We start from the raw sequence: 22,329 nt of genomic DNA, 5'->3' as shown, positions 1-22,329 counted from the left end.
AGCGCCGAATGCTTTTCTGGCATAGGCTGTACAAGGGCGTCCACAAGACGCGCCCCGGCCGGACGTCAGGCATGAACAAAACCGTCTTTCAGGATTTGCATTTGAACAACGCGTTAACCCCGTCGGCTTCGAGCCGGACAGAACTGTGTGAGCCCGGCGCCCTGGCGCCGCTGCTGAAAATCGACCACGAACAGCGCGTGGGTACACTGTGAGCGTTTCCTTGAGCCGCCTCGAGCGCCAGCTCGGCTACACCTTCAAGAACCAGGAGCTGATGCTGCTGGCCCTCACGCATCGCAGCTTTGCCGGCCGCAACAACGAACGGCTGGAGTTCCTTGGTGATGCGATCCTCAACTTCGTCGCCGGCGAGGCCCTGTTCGAGCGCTTCCCCCAGGCCCGCGAGGGCCAGCTGTCGCGCCTGCGCGCCCGCCTGGTCAAGGGTGAAACCCTGGCCGTGCTGGCCCGCGGTTTCGACCTGGGCGAGTACCTGCGTCTGGGCTCGGGCGAGCTGAAAAGCGGCGGGTTCCGGCGCGAGTCGATCCTGGCCGATGCCCTCGAGGCGCTGATCGGTGCGATCTACCTGGACTCGGACATGCACACCGCTCGCGATCGCGTGCTGGCATGGCTGGCCGGTGAGTTCGAGAGCCTGACCCTGGTCGACACCAACAAGGACCCGAAAACCCGCCTGCAGGAGTTTCTGCAGTCGCGGGCCTGCGAACTGCCCCGCTACGAAGTGGTGGATATCCAGGGTGAACCCCATTGCCGGACGTTTTTCGTCGAATGCGAAGTGACCCTGTTGACTGAAAAAAGCCGAGGGCAGGGCGTGAGCCGGCGTATCGCCGAGCAGGTCGCGGCCGCCGCAGCACTGATCGCCCTGGGCGTGGAGAATGGCAATGACTGAACAGAACACTACCCGTTGCGGCTACGTCGCCATCGTCGGCCGTCCCAACGTGGGCAAGTCGACGCTGCTCAACCACATCCTCGGGCAGAAGCTCGCGATCACCTCGCGCAAGCCGCAGACCACCCGCCACAACATGCTCGGTATCAAGACCGAAGGTGATGTGCAGGCGGTGTACGTCGATACCCCCGGCATGCACAAGGGCAACGAGAAGGCGCTCAACCGCTACATGAACCGTACCGCCTCGGCGGCGTTGAAAGACGTCGACGTGGTGATCTTCGTGGTCGATCGCACCAAGTGGACCGACGAGGACCAACTGGTGCTCGAGCGCGTGCAGTACGTGCAGGGCCCGGTGATCCTGGCCATCAACAAGACCGACCGCATCGAGGACAAGGCCGAGCTGATGCCGCACCTGCAATGGCTGCAGGAGCAACTGCCCAACGCCGAGATCGTGCCGGTCTCGGCGCAGCACGGGCACAACCTCGATGCCCTCGAAGCGCTGATTGCCAAGCACCTGCCGGAAAACGAGCACTTCTTCCCCGAAGACCAGATCACCGACCGCAGCAGCCGCTTCCTGGCTGCCGAACTGGTACGCGAGAAGATCATGCGCCAGCTTGGCGCCGAGCTGCCGTACCAGATCACCGTCGAGATCGAGGAATTCAAGCAGCAGGGCAACGTGCTGCATATCCATGCACTGATCCTGGTCGAGCGTGACGGCCAGAAGAAGATCATCATTGGCGACAAGGGCGAGCGCATCAAGCGTATCGGCACCGAGGCGCGCAAGGACATGGAGCTGCTGTTCGACGCCAAGGTCATGCTGAACCTGTGGGTCAAGGTCAAGGGTGGCTGGTCCGACGACGAGCGCGCCCTGCGTTCGCTGGGCTACGGCGACCTCTGAATGCCCTGGCCCGACACCGGCCGGTGTCGGGCCCACCTCTTCGTGAAGCGCTGAATCATGGACATGCCAGACGGCCAACCGGCCTTCGTGCTGCACAGCCGGGCGTACCGTGAAACCAGTGCGCTGGTCGACTTCCTTACCCCCCAGGGGCGCCTGCGCGCCGTGCTGCGTCGTGCGCGCGGCAAGGCCGGCAGCCTGGCGCGTCCGTTCGTGCCGCTGGAGGTGCAGTTCCATGGGCGCGGCGAGCTCAAGAATGTCGGTCGCATGGACAGCGCAGGCGTGGCGGTCTGGCTCAACGGCGACGCGCTGTTCAGCGGGCTGTACCTCAATGAGCTGCTGATTCGCCTGCTTCAGGCCGAAGACCCGCACCCGGTGATGTTCGAGCAGTACGCTGCCACCTTGCAGGCACTGGGCGCGGGGCGCCCGCTGGAGCCGTTGCTGCGTGCCTTCGAATGGCGCCTGCTGGACGAGCTGGGGTATGGCTTTGCGCTTGAGCACGACATCAATGGCGATCCGCTGGTGGCCGATGGCCTGTACCGCCTGCAGGTGGACGCGGGCCTGGAGCGGGTGTACCTGGTGCAGCCAGGCTTGTTCAGTGGCGCGCACCTGCTGGCCATGGCCGAGGCCGAGTGGTCGATGCCGGGCGCGCTGGGCGCGGCCAAGCGCCTGATGCGCCAGGCGCTGGCGGTGCACCTGGGCGGGCGTCCGCTGGTCAGCCGGGAACTGTTTCGCAAGCCTTGATCACGACGTATGCTGTGAGGCTCAATTTTCAGGAGAGTCTCTTCGTGACCACCAGCAACCGCATCCTCCTTGGCGTGAACATCGACCACGTGGCGACCCTGCGCCAGGCCCGTGGCACGCGATATCCGGACCCGGTCAAGGCCGCGCTGGACGCCGAAGAGGCGGGTGCCGACGGCATCACCGTGCACTTGCGCGAAGACCGTCGGCATATCCAGGACCGTGACGTGCTGGTACTGAGCGAGGTGCTGCAGACGCGCATGAACTTCGAGATGGGCGTCACCGAAGAGATGATGCAGTTTGCCGAGCGCATTCGCCCGGCGCACATCTGCCTGGTGCCCGAGACACGCCAGGAACTGACCACCGAAGGTGGCCTGGACGTGGCGGGGCAGGAGGCGCGGATCAAGGCTGCGGTGGAGCGCCTGTCGCGCCTGGGGTCGGAGGTGTCGCTGTTCATCGATGCCGACGAACGCCAGATCGAGGCCTCGCGCCGTGTTGGCGCGCCGGCGATCGAACTGCACACCGGGCGTTACGCCGATGCGCAGACCCCGGCCGAGGTGGCCGAAGAGCTCCAGCGCGTGGCCGATGGCGTGGCCTTCGGCCTGGCCCAGGGGCTGATCGTGAATGCCGGGCATGGCCTGCACTACCACAACGTCGAGCCGGTGGCGGCGATCAAGGGCATCAACGAACTGAACATCGGCCATGCACTGGTGGCCCATGCGTTGTTCGTGGGCTTCAAGGGTGCGGTCAGCGAGATGAAACAGCTGATTCTGGCAGCCAGCAACCGCTGAATGCGTCGTGACCTTCGCCGGCAAGGCCGGCTCCAACAGGCGCTGCGATTCCTGTAGGAGCCGGCCTTGCCGGCGAAGCCGCCTAGCCAAATATCAGACTGAAGCGCGTAGGCCCCTGCGCCGCGCTGGTCACCTCCACCTGCCCACCATGTACCTGCATGATCGACTGCACGATGGCCAGCCCCAGCCCCGTGCCGCCCTCTACCCGCGAGCGCCCGCAGCCCACCCGGTAGAACCGCTCGAACAGGTGCGGCCAGTGCACCGCCTCGATCCCCGGCCCCTCGTTGCGCACCCAGCATTGCACGCCCCGTGCGCTCTGCTCGATGCCGATTTCCACCAGGCGGCCCTCGGGGCTGTGGCGAATTGCATTGCTCAACAGGTTCGACAGCGCCCGCTGCAGCATCAGCCGGTCGCCCTGCACCGTGCCCCAGCCGCTGACCTTCAGGGTGATCGCCTTGCATTCGGCGCTCAGCGCGAACAGCTCCACCACCCGTTGCGCCTCGTCGGCCAGCGCCACCGGCTTCAACGCCAGTTGCTGACGCGGCGCGTCCACCTGGGCCAGGAACAGCATGTCGGTGATGATCCGGTTCAGGCGCGTCAGCTCCTCGATGCTGTCCTCCAGCGCCACCCGGTAATCCTGCGCCGAGCGCACCCGTGACAAGGTCACCTGGGCCCTGCCCATCAGGTTGCTGATCGGCGTGCGCAGTTCGTGCGCCAGGTCATCGGAAAACTGCGACAGACGCTGCACGCCGCCATCCAGCCGGTCGAGCATCACGTTGATGCCGCGCGCCAGGGCACTCAGTTCCTGGGGCAGCTTGTCCTCGGGCAGGCGGTGGCTCAGCTCCTGCGCCGACACCTGGGCGGCAATCCGCCGAAACCTGCGCAGCGGCAGCAGACCACGCTGCACCAGCTTCCAGGCGGCAATGCCGATCAGCAGCAACAGCAGTGGCAACGCCAGCAACGTCGAACGCAGGTAGGCCTGCAGCAGGCCGAGGTCGTCGGCCCGGTTCAGCGTCAGCAGTACCCGCACCGGGGTGCCGTCACGCAGGGTCATCAGGCGCGCGGCGGTCATCAGGCGGGCCTCGGCGCTGTCCTGCCATTCGCTGTAGCCCAGCGCTGTCCCGGCCGCGATACGCCGCAGCGGCTCGGCCTCCACTGCAGGCCCCAGGCTCAACAGGGCCGGGTGGCGTCCGGTCTGGGCGATGATGTTCAGGCTCAGATCGTCGTGGCCCATCACCAGGTCGAGCAGGGGGTGGGCGCGCGAGCCCAGGTCGCTGGCCTTCAGGTCCACCCCCAGGCTGTGCTCGATCTGCTCCATCTTGCGTGCCAGCACCTTGCGGGCGCGGTTGTCCAGTTCGTGGTCCAGCGCCAGTACCGCCAGGCTCGCCAGCAGCAGCACCAGCGCCGCGCCCATCAGGCTGACGCTCAGGCCCAGGCGCAACGACAGTCGTGCCGGTTTCATTCGCGCGCTTCCAGCACATAGCCCACGCCGCGCAGGGTGTGGATCAGCTTGTCCTCGAAGGGGTCGTCGATCTTGGCCCGCAGGCGCCGGATCGACACCTCCACCACGTTGGTGTCGCAATCGAAGTTCATGTCCCACACCAGCGAGATGATCTGCGTGCGCGACAGCACCTCGCCGCTCTGGCGCATCAGCAGGTGCAGCAGGGCGAACTCCTTGGCCGTCAGGTCGATACGCTGGTTGCGCCGGTAGGCGCGGTGGCGGCTGGGGTCCAGCTCAAGGTCGGCGACCCTGAGCGTGGCCGGCGCCAGGTTCTGCTCGCTGCGCCGCAACAGGCTGCGAATGCGTGCCAGCAGTTCGGGAAACTCGAACGGCTTGAGCAGGTAATCGTCGGCGCCCAGGTCCAGGCCCTTGACCCGATCCGAGAGCCGGCCGTGGGCGGTCAGCATCATGATACGGGTCGAGGACTCCGCCCGCAGGCGTTGCAGCACGCTCCAGCCGTCGAGCTGCGGCAGGTTGACGTCGAGGATGACCAGGTCGTAGGCGTGCTGGCGGGCCAGGTGCAGGCCGTCAATGCCGGTGGCGGCGCAGTCGACGATGTAGCCGTTCTCGCTCAGGCCCTGCTGCAGGTACTCGGCGGTACGGACTTCGTCTTCGATGATCAATAGGCGCATGGGGTACTCGCGGCGTGCAAAACGGCAATTCTCAACCCTTGAGTCACTTCAGGGTCAAGGCGTGTCGCGCATGGTAAGCCAAGCCGGTCCTGAGCGGCGCTGGATAACAGATTTGTAATCCTGGGGTCATGTTGACGATAAAGCCCGCTCCCTAAAGTGCCCGCTTCGAAATGGGCGCGGGGGATTCACGCATGACGTGCAGGCACAGGCTTCATCCACAGCGCGTGGCGCGGCTGGCGGCGCTGGCCGGGGTGCTGCTGGGGCTTTCGACAGCGCTGCAGGCGAGCGTGCTGACGCTTGATGCCGCCTTGCGCACCGCGCAGGACAACAACCCCGAGCTTGCCGCGGCGCGCTGGGGCACCGAGATCGCCCTGGGCGAACGCAACCAGGCCGGCCTGCTGCCCAACCCGGAGTTGAGCTGGGAGCAGGAAGATACCCGCCGCGGCTCGCAGACCACCACCGTCAGCCTCAGCCAGCGCCTGGAACTGGGCGGCAAGCGCGGTGCGCGGGTGGAGGTGGCCCAGCGGGAGCAGGCCCTGGCGGCGCTGGAACTGGAACGCCAGGGCAATGCCTTGCGCGCCGAGGTGCTGGCTGCGTTTCATGCCGCCGTGCAGGCCCAGGAACGGCTGCAACTGGCCGAGCAGTCGCTGCGCCTGACTGAGCGTGGCCTGCAGGTGGTGCAGGGGCGGGTGCGGGCCGGCAGCGCTTCCCCCATCGAAACCACCCGCGCGCAGGTGCAGGTGTCCGAGATGCGCCTGGAACGAGGCCGTGCCCAGCAGGCCGTGGCCGTGGCCTATCAGCAACTGGCCAGCGTGACGGGGGCGCCGCAGGCGGGGTTCGAGCGGGTGGCAGGCATGCCGTCCGACGCCCTGACCCCAGCCGAGGGCGACACGCTGCTTGCCCGCCTCGAGCGCACGGCCGAGCTGCGCCTGGCCCGCCTGCAGATCGAGCAGCGCGAGGCTGACCTGGGGCTGGCTCGCAGCCAGCGCATCCCCGACCTCACCGTCAGCCTGGGTAGCCAGTACAGCGAGGCCGACCGCGAGCGCATCAATGTGGTCGGGGTGTCGATACCGCTGCCCTTGTTCGATCGCAACCAGGGCAATGTGCTGGCGGCGGCGCGGCGTGCCGATCAGGCCCGCGACCTGCGCAACGGCGCCGAACTGCGGGTGCGCAGCGAAGTGGTGCAGGCGCTGGCGCAGTGGCAGGTGGCTGCGGGCGAGGTACAGGCCTTCGACCGCTCGATACTGCCGGCGGCGCAGCAGGCGGTGGACGCCGCCACGCGGGGTTTCGAGCGCGGCAAGTTCAGCTTTCTCGAGGTGCTCGACGCCCAGCGCACGCTGGTGGCGGCGCGCACCCAATACCTGGCGGCGCAGGCCCAGGGCAGCGATGCGCGAGTCCGCCTGGAACGACTTTTCGGCGACCTGGCCACCGCCAGCCGCTGACCCCCGACGATTTGCCGAGGAATGTGCATGAACAGCAAAACCATCACGCTGGTGGCCGTCACCCTGACCCTGGGCGTTGGCCTGGGGGTTGTGCTGGGTCACCAGATGAATGCGCCGCAGGCCTCCCACGCGGCGCATGCCGAGGCGGGCCATGGCGATGAGGAAAAGGGCCATGGCGACGACGCCCATGGCGAGGAAGGCCATGGCGAAGAACAGCAGGAGGGCCACCTGACCCTGAGCGACGAGCAGATCCAGGTGGCCGGTATCGAGCTGGCCACCGTGGCCCCGCGCACCTTGAGCCGCAGCCTCGGCCTGCCGGGCGAGATCCGCTTCGACGAGGACCGTACCGCGCACCTGGTGCCGCGTGCGGCCGGGGTGGTGGAATCGGTGGCCGTGGTGCTCGGCCAGCAGGTCAAGGCCGGGCAACTGCTGGCGGTGATCGCCAGCCCGCAGATCTCCGAGCAGCGCAGCGAGCTGGCGGCCAGCCAGCGGCGACTGGAACTGGCGCGCGGCACCTTCGCCCGCGAGAAAGACCTGTGGCAGGAGGGCATCTCTGCCGAACAGGACTACCTGCAGGCGCGCCAGGCCCTGCAGGAAGCCGAGATCGCCGCCACCAATGCCCGGCAGAAGATCAGCGCGCTGAGTGGCAGCGTGGTGCTGGCGGGCGGCAACCGCTATGAGCTGCGTGCACCGTTTGACGGGCAGGTGGTGGAAAAGCACCTGGTGCCGGGCGAAGTGGTCAGCGAGAGCAGTGCGGCCTTCACCTTGTCCGACCTGTCGCGGGTGTGGGCAACCTTTGGCGTGGCCCCGCGTGACCTGGCCAGGCTGCGCGTCGGCATGCCGGTGACGGTGCTGGCCAGTGAACTGGGCGAGCAGGCCAGCGGCACGGTCAGCCATGTGGGCAGCCTGCTCGGCGAGCAGACCCGCACCGCCACCGTGCGGGTCACCCTGGACAACCCTCGCGGCGCCTGGCGCCCCGGCCTGTTCGTGGCGGTGCGGGTGCCTACCGAACGCCTGGACGAGGCGCTGGCGGTACCGGAGGCCGCGCTGCAGACCCTCGAAGAGCAGCCCACCGTGTTCGTGCGCAGTGCAGAGGGCTTCACCGCCCAGGCGGTGACCCCGGGTGTGGTGGCCGACGGCTTCGTGCAGATCAAGGCGGGCCTGCAGGCCGGCCAGCAGGTGGCGGCACAGGGCAGCTTCATCCTCAAGTCGGAGCTGGGCAAAGCCAGCGCCGAGCATTCCCACTGAGCCCCCACGAGTACTCCTCATGTTCGAACGGATCATTCAATTTGCCATCGAGCAGCGCCTGATCGTGATGCTCGCGGTGCTGCTGATGGCCGGGCTGGGGCTGGCCAGCTACCAGAAGCTGCCGATCGATGCGGTGCCCGACATCACCAACGTGCAGGTGCAGATCAACACCTCGGCGGCGGGCTTTTCACCGCTGGAAACCGAACAGCGCATCACTTTCGCCATCGAGACCGCCATGGCCGGCCTGCCGGGCCTGGAGCAGACCCGTTCGCTGTCGCGCTCGGGGCTGTCGCAGGTGACGGTGATCTTCGACGAGGGCACCGACCTGTTCTTCGCCCGGCAACTTGTCAACGAGCGCCTGCAACAGGCGCGCGGGCAGTTGCCCGACGGCGTCGAGGCGGCCATGGGGCCGATCTCCACCGGCCTGGGCGAGATCTTCCTGTGGACCGTGGAAGCCGCGCCGGATGCGCGCAAGGCCGACGGCAGCGAGTACACGCCCACCGACCTGCGCGAGATCCAGGACTGGATCATCAAGCCGCAGTTGCGCAACGTGCGCGGCGTGGCTGAGATCAACAGCATCGGCGGCTACGCCAAGGAGTACCAGATTGCCCCCGACCTCAGGCGCCTGGCCGCCTACAAGCTGACCCTGGGCGACCTGCTGACGGCCCTGGAGCGCAACAACGCCAACGTCGGTGCCGGCTACATCGAGCGCCGTGGCGAGCAACTGCTGATTCGTGCGCCGGGGCAACTGGCAGGCATCGACGACATTGCCAACATCGTGCTGGCCACTGTCGACGGCACCTCGATTCGCGTGCGCGATGTCGCCCAGGTGGGCATCGGCCGCGAACTGCGCAGCGGCGCGGCTACCGAAAATGGCCGTGAGGTGGTGCTGGGCACCGTGTTCATGCTGGTCGGCGAGAACAGCCGCACCGTGTCGCGGGCAGTGGCCGACAAGCTGGCGCAGATCAACCGCACGCTGCCGGCGGGTGTCAGCGCGGTCACGGTGTATGACCGCACCGACCTGGTCGACAAGGCCATCGCCACGGTGAAGAAGAACCTGGTGGAAGGTGCAATCCTGGTGATCGCGGTGCTGTTCCTGTTTCTGGGCAACATCCGCGCCGCGCTGATCACCGCCATGGTGATTCCGCTGTCGATGCTGTTCACCTTCACCGGCATGTTCGGCAACAAGGTCAGTGCCAACCTGATGAGCCTGGGTGCGCTGGACTTCGGCATCATCGTCGATGGCGCGGTGGTGATCGTGGAGAACGCGATCCGCCGTCTGGCCCACGCCCAGCAGCACCATGGCCGCCTGCTGACCCGCTCCGAGCGCCTGCACGAAGTGTTCAATGCCGCCCGCGAGGCGCGCCGCCCGCTGATCTTCGGCCAGTTGATCATCATGGTGGTGTACCTGCCGATCTTTGCCCTGAGCGGGGTGGAGGGCAAGATGTTCCACCCCATGGCCTTCACCGTGGTGATCGCTCTGCTGGGAGCGATGCTGCTCTCGGTGACCTTCGTGCCGGCGGCCATCGCGCTGTTCGTCACCGGCAAGGTCAAGGAAGAGGAAAACCTGCTGATGCGCAGCGCCAAGGCCGGCTATGCGCCGCTATTGCGCTGGGTGATGGGGCACCGTGGGCTGGCGTTTTCCCTGGCCGGGGCGTCGGTGCTGCTGTGCGCGGTGCTGGCCGGGCGCATGGGCAGCGAGTTCGTGCCCAGCCTCAGCGAAGGCGATTTCGCCCTGCAGGCGCTGCGGGTGCCGGGCACCAGCCTGAGCCAGTCGGTGCAATTGCAGCAGCGCCTGGAGGAGAGTGTGGTCAGCCAGGTGCCGGAGGTGCAGCGCGTATTTGCGCGCACCGGCACCGCCGAGATCGCCGCCGACCCGATGCCGCCGAACATCTCCGACAGTTACGTGATGCTCAAGCCGCAGGCGCAGTGGCCCGACCCCGGCAAGTCGCGCGAGCAACTGATCGCCGATATCCAGCGCGCGGCGGCGCGGGTGCCGGGTAGCAACTACGAGCTGTCGCAGCCGATTCAACTGCGCTTCAACGAACTGATTTCCGGGGTGCGCAGCGATGTGGCGGTCAAGGTCTTCGGCGACGACATGACGGTGCTCAACCGCACGGCAGCACAGATTGCCGCAACCTTGCAGGCGGTGCCGGGGGCATCGGAGGTCAAGGTCGAGCAGACCTCGGGCCTGCCGGTGCTGACCATCGAGGTCGACCGCGACAAGGCTGCACGCTACGGGCTCAACGTCGGCGATGTGCAGGACACCATCGCCGTGGCCGTGGGCGGCCGCCAGGCCGGCACGCTGTACGAGGGCGACCGGCGTTTCGACATGGTGGTGCGCCTCTCGGACGACGTGCGTACCGATATCGAAGGCTTGTCGCAGCTGCTGATTCCGGTACCGGCCAGTGCGGGCAGCGACGGCGGTATCGGCTTCATCAGCCTGGCCGAGGTGGCCAGCCTGGCGCTGGTGCAGGGGCCCAACCAGGTGAGCCGCGAAGACGGCAAGCGCCTGGTGGTGGTCAGCGCCAACGTGCGTGGCCGCGACATTGGTTCGTTCGTGGCCGAGGCCGGCGAGCGCATCGATACGCAGGTGGAAGTGCCGCCTGGCTACTGGACGCGTTGGGGCGGTCAGTTCGAGCAGCTGCAATCGGCGGCCAAGCGCCTGCAGGTGGTGGTGCCGGTGGCATTGCTGCTGGTGTTCGGGTTGCTGTTCATGATGTTCAACAGCGTCAGGGACGGCCTGCTGGTGTTCACCGGCATCCCGTTCGCGCTGACCGGCGGGGTGGTGGCGCTGTGGCTGCGCGACATTCCATTGTCGATTTCGGCGGGGGTGGGCTTCATCGCCCTGTCGGGGGTGGCGGTGCTCAACGGGCTGGTGATGATCGCCTTCATCCGCAGCTTGCGCGAGCAGGGTCGGCCGCTGCGCGTGGCCATCGACGAAGGTGCGCTGACGCGTCTGCGGCCGGTGCTGATGACCGCGTTGGTGGCGTCGCTGGGGTTCATTCCGATGGCCCTGGCCACTGGCACCGGTGCCGAGGTGCAGCGCCCACTGGCCACCGTGGTGATCGGCGGCATCCTCTCGTCCACCGCGTTGACCCTGCTGGTGCTGCCGGCGCTGTACCACTGGGCGCACCGCAAGGAGGAGGAGCACAATCTTGCAGCACTGTAATGTGCGGCTCACCTTGGCGTTAGCTTGGGCTGCTTATGATCGGTTCGAATCCAATCATGAGGGAAGGTCGATGAACCTGAGCAAGTACGCACTGATCGCCGCGTTGCTGCTGGGCAGCAGCGCGGCAATGGCCGAAGGCGGCGCCGAGCGCACCAAGGCGTTCTGGGCCGAGTTTCGCAAGAGCCAGGAGCGGGTGCATGGGGAGGGCAGGAAGGAGGTAGCGCAGAAGAAGGAGCAGGTGCAGCAGCAGGTGGTGAAGGACTGACGCACGCCGTGTTCGCAAGGGCCTCTGCGCCGGCAAGGCCGGCTCCTGCAGGCGAAGAGGCCCCCTTCTGATTACTTGCGCGCCACCAGCACCGCCCGCCTGGGTGCCGGCAGGCCTTCGACGGTTCGGGTCGGGTCGGTAGGGTCGAGGAAGTCGCTCAGCGACTGGTAGCGCATCCAGTCGGTGCTGCGTTGTTCCTCGACGCTGGTCACGCTCACATCCACGCAGCGCACATCGCTGAAGCCGGCGCGACGCAACCAGCGCTCCAGTGCCGGCACCGAGGGCAGAAACCATACATTGCGCATCTGCGCATAGCGGTCTTCAGGCACCAGCACCTGATGCTCGTCACCCTCGACCACCAGGGTTTCCAACACCAGTTCGCCCCCCTTGACCAGGCAGTCCTTGAGCGCCAGCAAATGCTCGATCGGCGAGCGGCGGTGGTAGAACACCCCCATCGAGAACACCGTGTCGAAACCTTCCAGGTTGGCCGGCAGGTCTTCCAGGGCGAACGGCAAGTGCCAGGCGGGAAGGTCCGGCAGGTAACGCTGCACGGCCTGGAACTGGCAGAAGAACAACCAGTTGGGGTCTACGCCGATCACGCTGTCGGCGCCGGCGCCGAGCATGCGCCATTGGTAGTAGCCGTTGCCACAGCCCACATCCAGCACGCGTTTGCCGCGCAGGTCCAGGTGCGGCGCGACCCGTGACCACTTCCAGTCCGAACGCCATTCGGTGTCCACGTGCACGCCGAACAGGTCGAACGGGCCCTTGCGCCAGGGCGACAGGCCCATCAGCGCGGTGCGCACCTGTGCGCGGGTGGCGTCGTCGCAATCGCTGTCCAGGCGCAGGCCGTGCAGCAGGTCGACCTGGCTGGGCTCCAGGGCCGGCAGCGCATCCAGCGCGCTTTGCCAGCGCTCCAGGTCGCCATGGCCCTTTTCCAGCTTGGCATCGAGTTGCGCCTGCAGGCCTTGGGCCCAGTGCGCCAATGGGGTGCCCGCCATGCGGCGGACCAGGGGAGTCAGATCGATCATGGCAGGGCAATCAGCGAGGCGAAGTTCAGGCACTGGAACCACGGCACCACTTGCGAGAAACCGGCTGCCAGCAGGCGCTGACGGTGTTCCTCGAGGCTGTCGGGTTTCATCACGTTTTCGATGGCACTGCGCTTCTGGGCAATTTCCAGTTCGCTGTAGCCGTTGGCGCGTTTGAAGGCCACGTGCAGATCGGTGAGCAGGGCCTGCTGCTGCGGGTCGGCAAAGCGCAGCTTCTCCGACAGGATCAGTGCGCCGCCAGGCACCAGGCACTGGCGAATGCGGCCAAGCAGGGCCAGGCGTGCCTGCGGCTCGATGAACTGCAGGGTGAAGTTCAGCGCCACCACCGACGCCGGCTGCAGGTCCAGCGCGGTGATGTCGGCCTCGATCACCTGCACCGGCAGCAACTCCTGGTGCATCGCGTCCTGGTGGCTGAGGTATTCGCGGCAGCGCTCGACCATGGCCGGGGAGTTGTCTACCGCCAGCACCTTGCAGCCCTCGCTGCGTACATGTCGGCGCATCGCCTGGGTCACCGCACCGAGCGAGCTGCCCAGGTCGTACAGCAGGGTATCGGGCTGGGCGAACTGGGCAGCCAGCACGCCGATGTTCTCGACGATCGTCGGGTAGCCGGGCACCGAGCGCTTGATCATGTCGGGGAAAACCCGCACGACATCTTCGTTGAAGGTGAAATCGGGGACCTGCGCCAGCGGGGTGGCGAACAGGCGATCGGGCTCTTTGCTCACGGGCAATCCAGGCGTTCGGCGGTAAAGGGCCGGCATTTTAGCCAATGTTGCAACAGGATGCATGGCCGACTGACCGGCGCGGCTGGCCGCTGCATTCCAATGCCGGCTTCGAGGAAAGCCTGCCGGCTATTTGTCTTGCCGGCGGGTCCTTAGAGTGAAGTGGCTTGACCCTATTGGCTCACTCACAAGGAATGTGAAATGAAACTCGAACCTGGCGCGCGCTCGTACGATACCGGTGAACTGGAAAAGGAAGCGGCCCTGCTGCCCAGAAACCTGATCGAAGGCATGAACCAGCGTGATGGCGAAAACGAGGGAGGGCTGACGCTTTCCCGCGAACATATCGTCACGCTCAATCAGTATGTGAAGTATGTCACCGGCCTGCCGACCGAAACCGCGTCGCTGGTGCCCTGGCTTGGCTACACCGACATCAAGGAGCCGGTACTGTCGGTCAGTGCCATGCGCACGACCTTTCTCAACCTGCACAAGCATGCCCGCGCCTGGGGCACGCTGTCCGACGAGTGCAAGAAGCTGTCCGCCGAGCTGGGGGTGTGTGCCCGTGGCATCAACACCACCGGCGAGGGGGTGATGCAGGAATGCGAGAAGACCAAGGCCCTTGGCGGGCGGCGTGATACGTGGGAGTCCGTGCAGTTCGCAGCGCCGGTTGCGTTGAGCTTCGGCGACCGGGAGATCGTCTCGTCGCTGGTGGACTACATGGAGGTGCTCAAGGATGAAGTCGAGCATTTTCACGCGCGCGTAAGCAGTGTGCGCAGCCACACCGAAACCTTTCGCGACACCGCGCGTTTCGAGCTGATGAACGAGGTCGCCCTCAAGACCGACGCCATCGAGCGTCACCAGGCCAGCGGTGCCACCCAGGCCCTGCGCGATGAGTTGGCGGCGCTGGACAAGGAAATCGACAACCTCAACAAGCAGTACGACGAGTACGTCAAGGCGGCCCTGTCCGGGCTGGCGGCCGGCCCGCTGGGGGCGGTCATCTCAGGCTCGATCTACGGCTCCAAGGCCGAAAAGGTGCGCAAGACCCGCAACCGGGTGCAGAAGGAACGCAAGGCTGTCGGGGCGCGCCTGACGGCGGCGGTCAACCTGGAGGGGCGCCTGCAGGTACTCACGACCCATATGGATGAACTGGCCACCCGCCTGCAGGAGGTGGTGACCGCTTCCTCGCACCTGCAGACGGCCTGGCAGACCATCGGCACCTACATCGAAGCGTCCATCGAAAAGCTCGAAAAGATGAACGACAGCCGGCAGCTGGGCATTTTCATCATCCATTTCAGAAACTTTCTTTCGCAGTGGGCGTTTATCGAAGCCTGCTCCATCACCATGAGCCGGGTCTTCGACGACACGCTGTGGGCCCAATAAGGAGCTACCCATGAGCAACATTCTTCAATTTCCGCTGGGCTGGGATGATCCGCAGTTCGACAGGGTCCTGCGTGCCGGTGCCGCATACCTGAAGGCCGCCCAGGACAGCCGCTATGCCTTCCTGCCCCTGTTGCACGAGCGTGTGGAGCGCAATGCACGCTGTCTTGACGACAACCTCCAGCAACTGATGCGCCATGCCGATCGCATCATCGTCGCGATCAAGAGCAATGACCTGGGCGGCCTCGAAAAGGACATCGACCCGAACGATGATCCCGAGGACATTGCGCAGTATCTGGAGGTGGCACAGGACGCCATCGGCGAGATTGCCGTCAAGCTCAACGATCAGTTGGGGCAGTTGCGCACGGCCACGGCTCAGATCACGGCCATCCCGGTCTATGACTCCAGTGCCGACAAGGCTCGCTATCAGGGCGAGCTCGACAGGCTGGCGGCCAATCGCAAGGCCTGCGAAGACGAACTGGCCGTGCGGCGCGAGGCCCTGGCCAGTCTTGACGAGGCGATCAAGGTACTTGAGGCGGCCAAGGTGGAATCCACCTTCGGCGGCCTGTTGCCGACCACCGAGCAGCTCAAGGCGGCGGCGGATGTCATCGCCACGGGCGTACTGTCGGTCGAGGCAGTGCAAGGCGCGTTGAAGAAAATTGGCGAAATCATCGGTGCGGCAATGGAAGGCATGCGCTATGCAACGATGCTCGAGCAGCGCCGAGGGATGCAGAAGCAGCACGATGAACTGCAACTGCAACTGACCGCGATGGCACGGGACAAGACGCGCCTCCAGGCCCAGTGCCAGCACCTTGAGGCTTATGCCGAGCTGGTCACGTCACGCGAGCAATGGCTGGCCGGCATCAGGCGCATCGCCGTGCAACTGAAGCCGGTTTGGGATCGGCTCATCGCCTGCAGCATCGACGATGTGCAGGCGTTGAGAGCGGTCAGCGAGCTGGTCGAGGCGTTGAAAGCCTACAAGAAAAAGATCAAGGCCGAGTATGTTGCCGGCCTTTGAGTGAAGGGCGCAAGGCGCTGCAGGCTGTGCTGGCCAGCAGCGCCTTGCGGCTTCTGGATTGCTCTGGTGATGACCCACAATGAACAACATTATTCAAAGACTGAGGGATCCACTGCCTCAGGATGAGCTGGATACCCAGATAGCCCTGATTCCGCTGCAATTGGTGCAGGATCTGGAGGAGGAGGGGCGAATCGACCTGACGTTCACCCGCGAACACGTTGCCGTGCTGGATGCCTACATGGACCATGTGATGGCGATACCGACCCGGCGGGAGGCCTTTCTGCAGTGGTTGGGATACTACCGTCACCCGGACCCCGAGCTCGACTTCTACCCGATGCAGGTGTTGTTCCATCGCATCAACCTCCACGCCGACTCATGGGGGCGGTTGAAGCAGAAAAGCATTCAGTTGCCCATCGCGCTGATCAACTGCGCCAGCTCCATCAGCCTGTCAGGCGAGCGTGCGCTGCTGGCCTGTGAGCGTACCAAGGCGTTGGGCGGGCGCAGGGAGGCTTGGCAAGGCGTGCAGTTCGAGGTGCCCGTGCAACTGGATGCACCAGACCGAACCCTTGTGCTGGAGATGGCACGGTGGGTGGCCAACCTCAAGAACTCGGCGGGCGTCTTCCAGTTCCAGGTCGGTGAAGTACGCAAGGAGACCGACAGGTTTCGTGATGACGCCCGGTTCGAATTGAGGCCGGCACTGGGGCGCAAGATCGAGCGCCTGGTGGCATCCGGCACAAAGGAAGGGAACCTGGGGCTACTGGCGCAGCGCATGCGAAATCTGGTGGTACGCCTGGAAGACGTCACCACTGCTGCGTCGCACCTGCAGACCGCCTGGCAGTTCATCGAGACCTATCTGGACGCCTCGATCGGCAAGTTGCACAGCATGCAGGACAGTCAGCAACTGGCCAGATTCGTCATTCACTTCAAGAATTTCCTGGCGCAGTGGTCATTCATCGAAGAGTGCGCCAGGCGTCTTCAGAAACGCCTCGAGTAAATGCTCCGCGGCGCAGCCTCAGCGTACCTGGATGTCGCAGTCGAAGCTCATCGCCGGCTTGACCTCCGGTGCCCAGGGTTGCTGATACACCAGCAGCAGGTGGCCGCTGCCGCTGGCGCTGGCCTTGAAGCGCCACAGCGATCGGCCGGCACTGCCCACCAGGCCGGTGTCTTCGGGGTTGCTGTAGACCTCGGGGCCCAGCGCCGCAAGTACGCCGTTGGCCGGATTCTGCAGCAGCCAGCGATAACCGGTACTGGGGTTGCTGGGCAACGCCAGGGTGATGGCCTGGCCGACATCGAGCGTGACCGGGCACTGGCTCTGTTTTTCCACCAGCAGCGGCTGTGGAGGTGTGGGCTGGCTGGCACAGCTGGCCAGGAGTATCAGGCTCGAACTCAGTAACACACGGGATGCGGTCATCATGACTCCTGGCTCGCGGAGGGTCCGGGCAGCCGATAATAGGGAAAGTGTGCTGCCTTGGGAAGATTCTCACGCTTCGCTGCCGGGTGCCCGCGCGGGCTGCCTGCAGCCCGCGCTGTTTCTGTTACCGCTGTTTCAGAACAGCACCTTGGCCACGTCGCTGAAGCGCCTGGCAAAATGCACCTGCAGGCCGGCCTTCAGGTAGCCGGGCAGTTCTTCGAAGTCGCCGCGGTTGGCTTCCGGCAGAATCAGCTCGTGGATCTTCTGCCGGCGCGCCGCAATCACCTTCTCGCGTACCCCGCCAATCGGCAGTACCTGCCCGGTCAGGGTCAGCTCGCCGGTCATGGCAACGCCTTTTTTCGGTGCCTGGTCGCGTGCCAGGGACAGCAGGGCGCTGGCCATGGTCACCCCGGCACTCGGGCCGTCCTTGGGCGTGGCCCCTTCGGGCACGTGCAGGTGAATGAACGACTCATTGAAGTAGCCCACCTCACCACCGTACTGCTTGAGGTTGGCGCTGACGTAGCTGTAGGCGATCTCGGCGGATTCCTTCATCACCTCGCCCAGCTGGCCGGTGAGCTTGAAGCCACGGTTGAGGGTGTGGATGCGGGTCGCCTCGATCGGCAGCGTGGCGCCGCCCATGCTGGTCCAGGCCAGGCCGGTGATCACGCCCTTGCCCGACAGCACCTGCTCGCTGCGAAACACCGGCATGCCGAGTGAAGCTTCGAGGTCCTTGGGGCCGATCTTTATCACTGCATCGGGTGTGTCGATCAACTGCACCACGGCCTTGCGCACCAGCTTGCCCAGTTGCTTCTCCAGCTGGCGCACCCCGGCTTCACGGGCATAGCCTTCGATAACCGTGCGCAATGCGCTGTCGCTGATACCCAGGCTGGCCTTGGCCACGCCGGCCTTGGCCAGTTGCTTGGGCCACAGGTGACGCTTGGCGATGGCGACCTTTTCCTCGGTGATGTAACCGGACAGGCGGATCACCTCCATGCGGTCGAGCAGCGGCCCGGGGATGGCATCGAGGGTGTTGGCGGTGCACACGAACAGCACCTTGGACAGGTCCAGGCGCAGGTCCAGGTAATGGTCGAGGAAGTCGACGTTCTGTTCCGGGTCCAGGGTTTCGAGCAGGGCCGAGGCCGGGTCGCCCTGGTAGCTCTGGCCCATCTTGTCGATCTCGTCGAGCATGATCACCGGGTTCATCACCTCGACGTCCTTGAGCGCCTGCACCAGCTTGCCCGGCTGGGCACCGATGTAGGTGCGCCGGTGGCCCTTGATCTCGGCCTCATCGCGCATGCCGCCGACGCTGAAGCGGTAGAACGGTCGCCCCAGGGACTCGGCGATGGACTTGCCGATGCTGGTCTTGCCCACGCCCGGCGGGCCCACCAGCAGCACGATCGAACCGCTGATCTCGCCCTTGTAGGCGCCCACGGCAAGGAACTCGATGATGCGATCCTTGATGTCATCCAGGCCGGCGTGGTGCTGGTCGAGCACCTTGCGTGCATGCCTGAGGTCGAGCTTGTCCTTGCCGTACACGCCCCAGGGCAGGGCGGTGGCCCATTCCAGGTAGTTGCGGGTGACGGCGTACTCGGGCGAGCCGGTCTCCAGGATCGACAGCTTGCCCATTTCTTCGTCGATGCGCTTTTGCGCCGCAGCGGGCAGGGTCTTGCCTGCCAGGCGCTGCTGGAACTGCTCCAGGTCGGCGCTGCGGTCGTCCTTGGTCAGGCCCAGCTCCTGCTGGATGACCTTGAGCTGTTCCTTGAGGAAGAACTCGCGCTGGTGCTCGCCGATCTGGCGGTTCACCTCGGCAGAGATCTCGTTCTGCAGGCGTGCCACCTCGACTTCCTTGCGCAGCATCGGCAGCACCTTTTCCATGCGCTTGAGCATGGGCACGCAGTCGAGCACTTCCTGCAGCTGGTTGCCGGTGGCGGAGGTCAGGGCGGCGGCAAAGTCGGTGAGCGGCGAAGGGTCGTTGGGGCTGAAGCGGTTGAGGTAGTTTTTCAGCTCTTCGCTGTACAGCGGATTGAGCGGCAGCAGCTCCTTGATCGCGTTGATCAGGGCCATGCCGTAGGCCTTGACCTCGTCGGTCGGCTGGCTGGGCTGGTGCGGGTATTCGACTTCCACCAGGTAGGGCGGGCGGTGGTGCTTGAGCCAGGTGCGGATCCGCACGCGGGTCAGGCCCTGGGCGACGAACTGCAGCTTGCCGTTCTCGCGGCTGGCGTGGTGCACCTTGACCAGGGTGCCGTACAGCGGCAGGGCCGAGGTATCGAAGTGGCGATGGTCTTCGGGCGGGGTGTCCATGAAGAACAGCGCCAGGTTGTGATGCGGGGTCTTGGCCACCAGGTCCAGGGTCTCGGCCCAGGGTTCTTCGTTGACGATCACCGGCAGTACCTGCGCGGGGAAGAACGGGCGGTTGTGGATCGGGATCACGTAGACCTTGTCCGGCAGTTGCTGGCCGGGGATGGCGAGGGTGCGACCGGTGTGGTCGGAGGCGTCGAGATGCTCGACTTCAGCGTCTTGGTCGGGATGTTCGGGGAGATCCTGCTGGTCGCTCATGGGGCACCTGCGTGAATGACTATGGTGCTTAGATGGGGCGGGAGGGGGGAGGTTTCAATGGGCGGACAGGTATGTGCAGTGCCGGGCGGCCCCTTCAGCGACAAGGCCGGCGCCTGCCGGGCCATGCTGTCACATGGTCCTGCAGGCGCCGGCCTTGCCGGCGAAGGGCTGCACGGCAGCCCAGGTTCAGCGGTCGATCACTGCGCCAGTTTGTAGGCGATCACGTAATCGCCCATCTTTGTGCCCAGCGAACCGTGCCCGCCAGCCATCACCAGCACGTACTGCTGGCCATCCTTGCCGGTGTAGGTCATCGGCGTGGCCTGGCCGCCAGCCGGCAGGCGCGATTTCCACAGCTCCTTGCCGGTGTTCACGTCATACGCACGCAGGTACTGGTCCAGGGTGCCGCTCAAAAAGCCTAGGCCGCCGGCCGTCACCATCGAGCCGCCCATGCTCGGTACACCCACCGGCAGGCCGATCGGAATCGGCGAGCTGTCGCGGCTGGTGCCGTTCTTGTGCTTCCACACCACCTTGTTGGTGGTCAGGTCGATACCGGCCACATAGCCCCAGGCCGGGGCCTGGCACGGTACGCCCAGGGGCGACATGAACGGGTGCATGATCACCGCGTAAGGTGCGCCGGTGTTGGGCTGCACGCCGCTGGTCTCGCTTTCGCGCTTGCTGCCCTCGGCCACTTCGGCACGCGGCACCATCTTCGACACGAAGGCCATGTAGTTGGGGCTGGTGAACAGCAGCTGACGCACGGGGTCGACCGACACGCCGCCCCAGTTGAACACGCCCACGTTGCCCGGGTAGATCAGGCTGCCCTGCTCCGACGGTGGGGTGTACTGGCCCTCGTAGCGCAGTTCGCGGAACTGGATACGGCACAGCATCTGATCGAACGGGCTGGCGCCCCACATGGCCGCCTCGGTCAGGTCCGGGCCCAGCAGGTTCAGGTCCGAGCGGGCCTGGGTCGGTGCGGTGTGGTCGCCCTTGACCGCGCCCTGGGGCGCCGGGATCTCGCGGATCGGCACGATGGCGCTGCCGTCACGACGGTCGAGCACGTACAGGCTGCCCTGCTTGGTCGGTGCGATCAGCGCAGGTTTGACGCCGTCGGCGGTCTTCAGGTCGAGCAGGGTCGGCTGGCTGCCGACGTCCATGTCCCACAGGTCGTGGTGGGTGAACTGGTAGTTCCAGCGTACCTTGCCGGTGGCCAGGTCCAGGGCGACGATGCCGGCACTGAACTTCTCGGCACCTGGGGTGCGGTCGGCGCCCCACTGGTCAGGGGTCTGGTTGCCCAGTGGCAGGTACACCATGCCCAGCTTCTCGTCGACGCTGGCCAGCGACCACATGTTGGCCGAGTTGCGGCTGTAGGTCTTGCCCGGTGCCAGCGGTGCGGTCTCGTCCGGGTTGTCGCTGTCCCAGTTCCATACCAGACGACCGTCATGCACGTCGTAGGCACGGATCACGCCCGAGGGCTCGTTGGTGGACTCGTTGTCGGTGACGTGGCCACCGATGATCACCAGCTCGCGAGTGATCGCGGCAGGCGAGGTGGAGTAGTAGCCACCGGCGGTGAACGGGCCGATGCCCTGGGTCAGGTCGACCACGCCCTGGTTGCCGAAGCCTTCGCAGACCTTGCCGGTGTCGGCGTTGATCGCGATCAGGCGCGCATCGGCGGTGGGCAGGTACAGGCGACGCGGGCAGCTGCGCACCACGGCCTGGCCGGCTTCGGAGATTTTCGGCGCAGGGGCGCCGTCCATGTTCACGTAGTTGTTTTCGTCGTAGTACGACACGCCACGGCAGGTCATGTGGGCAAAGCCCTTGAAGCCCACCGGGCTCTTGATCTGCGGGTCGAAGCGCCAGATCTCGGCACCGGTATCCGGGTCCAGGGCCAGCACCTTGCTGTGCGCGGTGCAGGCATACAGCTTGCCATTGACCTTGAGCGGGGTGTTCTCGTTGGTCAGCTCGACCGGGTCATCGCTGGTCGGCAGGTCGCCGGTGCGAATGCGCCAGGCCTCTTCGAGCTTGTGCACGTTGTTCGGGGTGATCTGGCGCAGCGGCGAGTAGCGGTCACCGAATTCGGTGCGCCCGTAGGCCTGCCAGTCGCCATCGGGCATGGCCGGCGCGGTGCTGCTCAGCTCGGTGCTGTCGCGGCCCAGCTCGCCCTTGATTTCACCCGGGAAGGTGAATTGGCTTGCCACTGCGGTGGCGCCCGACAGCACCACCGCCAGGCTCAGCAGCCCGGTGTTGAGCTTGCCGGGCTGGCCCAGCAGCGGGCGGCGTGCCCACGGCAGCAGCAACACCACGCCCAGGGCGAACCACAGCGACAGGCGCGGTACCAGTTGCCACCAGTCCAGGCCGACCTCCCACAATGCCCACAGGGTGCTACCCAGCAGCACCAGGCCGTACAGGCCCAGCGCGGTGCGGCGCAGTGCCAGCAGCAGCACGCCCGACAGGGCAAAGCCGATACCGGCGATCAGGTAATACAGCGAGCCGCCGAGCTGGCTCAGCTTGATACCGCCGGCCAGCAGCGCCAGCCCCATCAGCAACAGCAGCACGCCGAGCAGTCTCGGCAGCCAGCGGGTTCTACTCAAGGCACCATCAGTGCTCATCGTGTGTTCTCCATCAA

Annotated in this window: 19 protein-coding genes; 12 read left to right on the top strand and 7 right to left on the bottom strand. The window is 65.8% G+C overall.

The genetic code is table 11. The features are described 5' to 3' along the window. Nucleotides 1-71: 71 nt before the first annotated feature. Genes DN388_RS02200 through pdxJ form a run of 5 tightly spaced genes read left to right on the top strand, consistent with a single transcriptional unit; the run spans nucleotide 72 to nucleotide 3,322 of the window. Nucleotides 72-212, top strand: coding sequence for a hypothetical protein (locus tag DN388_RS02200; RefSeq protein ID WP_156326207.1), 141 nt, complete (start codon nucleotides 72-74; stop codon nucleotides 210-212). Continuing rightward, nucleotides 209-898: a ribonuclease III gene (gene rnc / locus DN388_RS02195; RefSeq protein WP_043862025.1), complete on the top strand. Its 690-nt coding sequence runs from the start codon at nucleotides 209-211 to the stop codon at nucleotides 896-898. The genes DN388_RS02200 and rnc overlap by 4 nt, the downstream gene beginning before the upstream one ends. Next, nucleotides 891-1,793, top strand: a complete 903-nt coding sequence (gene era, locus DN388_RS02190; RefSeq protein WP_043862024.1) for a GTPase Era — start codon at nucleotides 891-893, stop codon at nucleotides 1,791-1,793. The genes rnc and era overlap by 8 nt, the downstream gene beginning before the upstream one ends. A 57-nt stretch (nucleotides 1,794-1,850) precedes the next feature. Further along, entirely contained in the window at nucleotides 1,851-2,534 is a 684-nt protein-coding gene (gene recO, locus DN388_RS02185) for a DNA repair protein RecO (protein WP_043862023.1), read from the top strand. Nucleotides 2,535-2,578: 44 nt separating this feature from the next. Next, entirely contained in the window at nucleotides 2,579-3,322 is a 744-nt protein-coding gene (gene pdxJ, locus DN388_RS02180) for a pyridoxine 5'-phosphate synthase (RefSeq protein ID WP_054914771.1), read from the top strand. Between the two features lie 82 nt (nucleotides 3,323-3,404). Here pdxJ and DN388_RS02175 read toward each other — a convergent pair whose 3' ends face one another. Together DN388_RS02175 and DN388_RS02170 are read right to left on the bottom strand one after the other, a co-directional pair. Then, nucleotides 3,405-4,784, bottom strand: a complete 1,380-nt coding sequence (locus tag DN388_RS02175; protein WP_043862021.1) for a heavy metal sensor histidine kinase — start codon at nucleotides 4,782-4,784, stop codon at nucleotides 3,405-3,407. Next, nucleotides 4,781-5,455, bottom strand: a complete 675-nt coding sequence (locus DN388_RS02170) for a heavy metal response regulator transcription factor (RefSeq protein ID WP_043862020.1) — start codon at nucleotides 5,453-5,455, stop codon at nucleotides 4,781-4,783. The genes DN388_RS02175 and DN388_RS02170 overlap by 4 nt, the downstream gene beginning before the upstream one ends. A 191-nt stretch (nucleotides 5,456-5,646) precedes the next feature. On the opposite strand from DN388_RS02170, the gene DN388_RS02165 reads away from it, so the two are divergent. The 4 genes from DN388_RS02165 (at nucleotide 5,647) to DN388_RS02150 (ending at nucleotide 11,582) form a co-directional block, all read left to right on the top strand. Beyond that, nucleotides 5,647-6,897, top strand: a complete 1,251-nt coding sequence (locus DN388_RS02165; RefSeq protein WP_054914770.1) for a TolC family protein — start codon at nucleotides 5,647-5,649, stop codon at nucleotides 6,895-6,897. 27 nt (nucleotides 6,898-6,924) lie between these two features. Then, entirely contained in the window at nucleotides 6,925-8,145 is a 1,221-nt protein-coding gene (locus DN388_RS02160; protein WP_043862018.1) for an efflux RND transporter periplasmic adaptor subunit, read from the top strand. 19 nt (nucleotides 8,146-8,164) lie between these two features. After that, a complete protein-coding gene (locus tag DN388_RS02155) occupies nucleotides 8,165-11,317 on the top strand; it encodes a CusA/CzcA family heavy metal efflux RND transporter (protein WP_043862017.1) in 3,153 nt (1,050 codons plus the stop codon). Between the two features lie 70 nt (nucleotides 11,318-11,387). Next, a complete protein-coding gene (locus tag DN388_RS02150; RefSeq protein WP_058540951.1) occupies nucleotides 11,388-11,582 on the top strand; it encodes a co-regulatory protein PtrA N-terminal domain-containing protein in 195 nt (64 codons plus the stop codon). Between the two features lie 71 nt (nucleotides 11,583-11,653). Here DN388_RS02150 and cmoB read toward each other — a convergent pair whose 3' ends face one another. Next, on the bottom strand, nucleotides 11,654-12,610 hold the full coding sequence (cmoB, locus tag DN388_RS02145; protein WP_043862015.1) for a tRNA 5-methoxyuridine(34)/uridine 5-oxyacetic acid(34) synthase CmoB: 957 nt from the start codon (nucleotides 12,608-12,610) through the stop codon (nucleotides 11,654-11,656). Then, nucleotides 12,607-13,386, bottom strand: coding sequence for a carboxy-S-adenosyl-L-methionine synthase CmoA (cmoA, locus tag DN388_RS02140; RefSeq protein WP_173925038.1), 780 nt, complete (start codon nucleotides 13,384-13,386; stop codon nucleotides 12,607-12,609). The genes cmoB and cmoA overlap by 4 nt, the downstream gene beginning before the upstream one ends. Nucleotides 13,387-13,548: 162 nt before the next feature. Between cmoA and DN388_RS02135 the strand changes: the two genes are divergently transcribed. The 3 genes from DN388_RS02135 (at nucleotide 13,549) to DN388_RS02125 (ending at nucleotide 16,733) form a co-directional block, all read left to right on the top strand. Then, complete coding sequence (locus DN388_RS02135; protein ID WP_054914767.1) at nucleotides 13,549-14,724, top strand: alpha-xenorhabdolysin family binary toxin subunit A; 1,176 nt, start codon at nucleotides 13,549-13,551, stop codon at nucleotides 14,722-14,724. Between the two features lie 10 nt (nucleotides 14,725-14,734). After that, a complete protein-coding gene (locus tag DN388_RS02130; RefSeq protein WP_254996568.1) occupies nucleotides 14,735-15,739 on the top strand; it encodes an alpha-xenorhabdolysin family binary toxin subunit B in 1,005 nt (334 codons plus the stop codon). Nucleotides 15,740-15,818: 79 nt separating this feature from the next. Further along, nucleotides 15,819-16,733 carry a hypothetical protein gene (locus tag DN388_RS02125; protein WP_254996567.1) on the top strand — a complete coding sequence of 305 codons (915 nt, stop codon included), beginning with the start codon at nucleotides 15,819-15,821 and terminating at the stop codon, nucleotides 16,731-16,733. A gap of 18 nt (nucleotides 16,734-16,751) precedes the next feature. Here the strand turns inward: DN388_RS02125 and DN388_RS02120 are convergent, their stop codons facing one another. The 3 genes from DN388_RS02120 to DN388_RS02110 form a co-directional block, all read right to left on the bottom strand. After that, a complete protein-coding gene (locus tag DN388_RS02120) occupies nucleotides 16,752-17,150 on the bottom strand; it encodes a protease inhibitor I42 family protein (RefSeq protein ID WP_043862010.1) in 399 nt (132 codons plus the stop codon). Between the two features lie 135 nt (nucleotides 17,151-17,285). Further along, nucleotides 17,286-19,706 carry an endopeptidase La gene (gene lon / locus DN388_RS02115; protein WP_043862009.1) on the bottom strand — a complete coding sequence of 807 codons (2,421 nt, stop codon included), beginning with the start codon at nucleotides 19,704-19,706 and terminating at the stop codon, nucleotides 17,286-17,288. Between the two features lie 197 nt (nucleotides 19,707-19,903). After that, on the bottom strand, nucleotides 19,904-22,312 hold the full coding sequence (locus tag DN388_RS02110) for a glucose/quinate/shikimate family membrane-bound PQQ-dependent dehydrogenase (RefSeq protein WP_043862008.1): 2,409 nt from the start codon (nucleotides 22,310-22,312) through the stop codon (nucleotides 19,904-19,906). Between the last annotated feature and the right edge of the window lie 17 nt (nucleotides 22,313-22,329).

The organism is Pseudomonas sp. S12(2018) (genome assembly GCF_024355235.1).
GTDB lineage: Bacteria > Pseudomonadota > Gammaproteobacteria > Pseudomonadales > Pseudomonadaceae > Aquipseudomonas > Aquipseudomonas palmensis.
The sequence above is the reverse complement of the archived record's forward strand: the minus strand, read 5'-3'. Positions and strand labels throughout refer to the sequence as shown.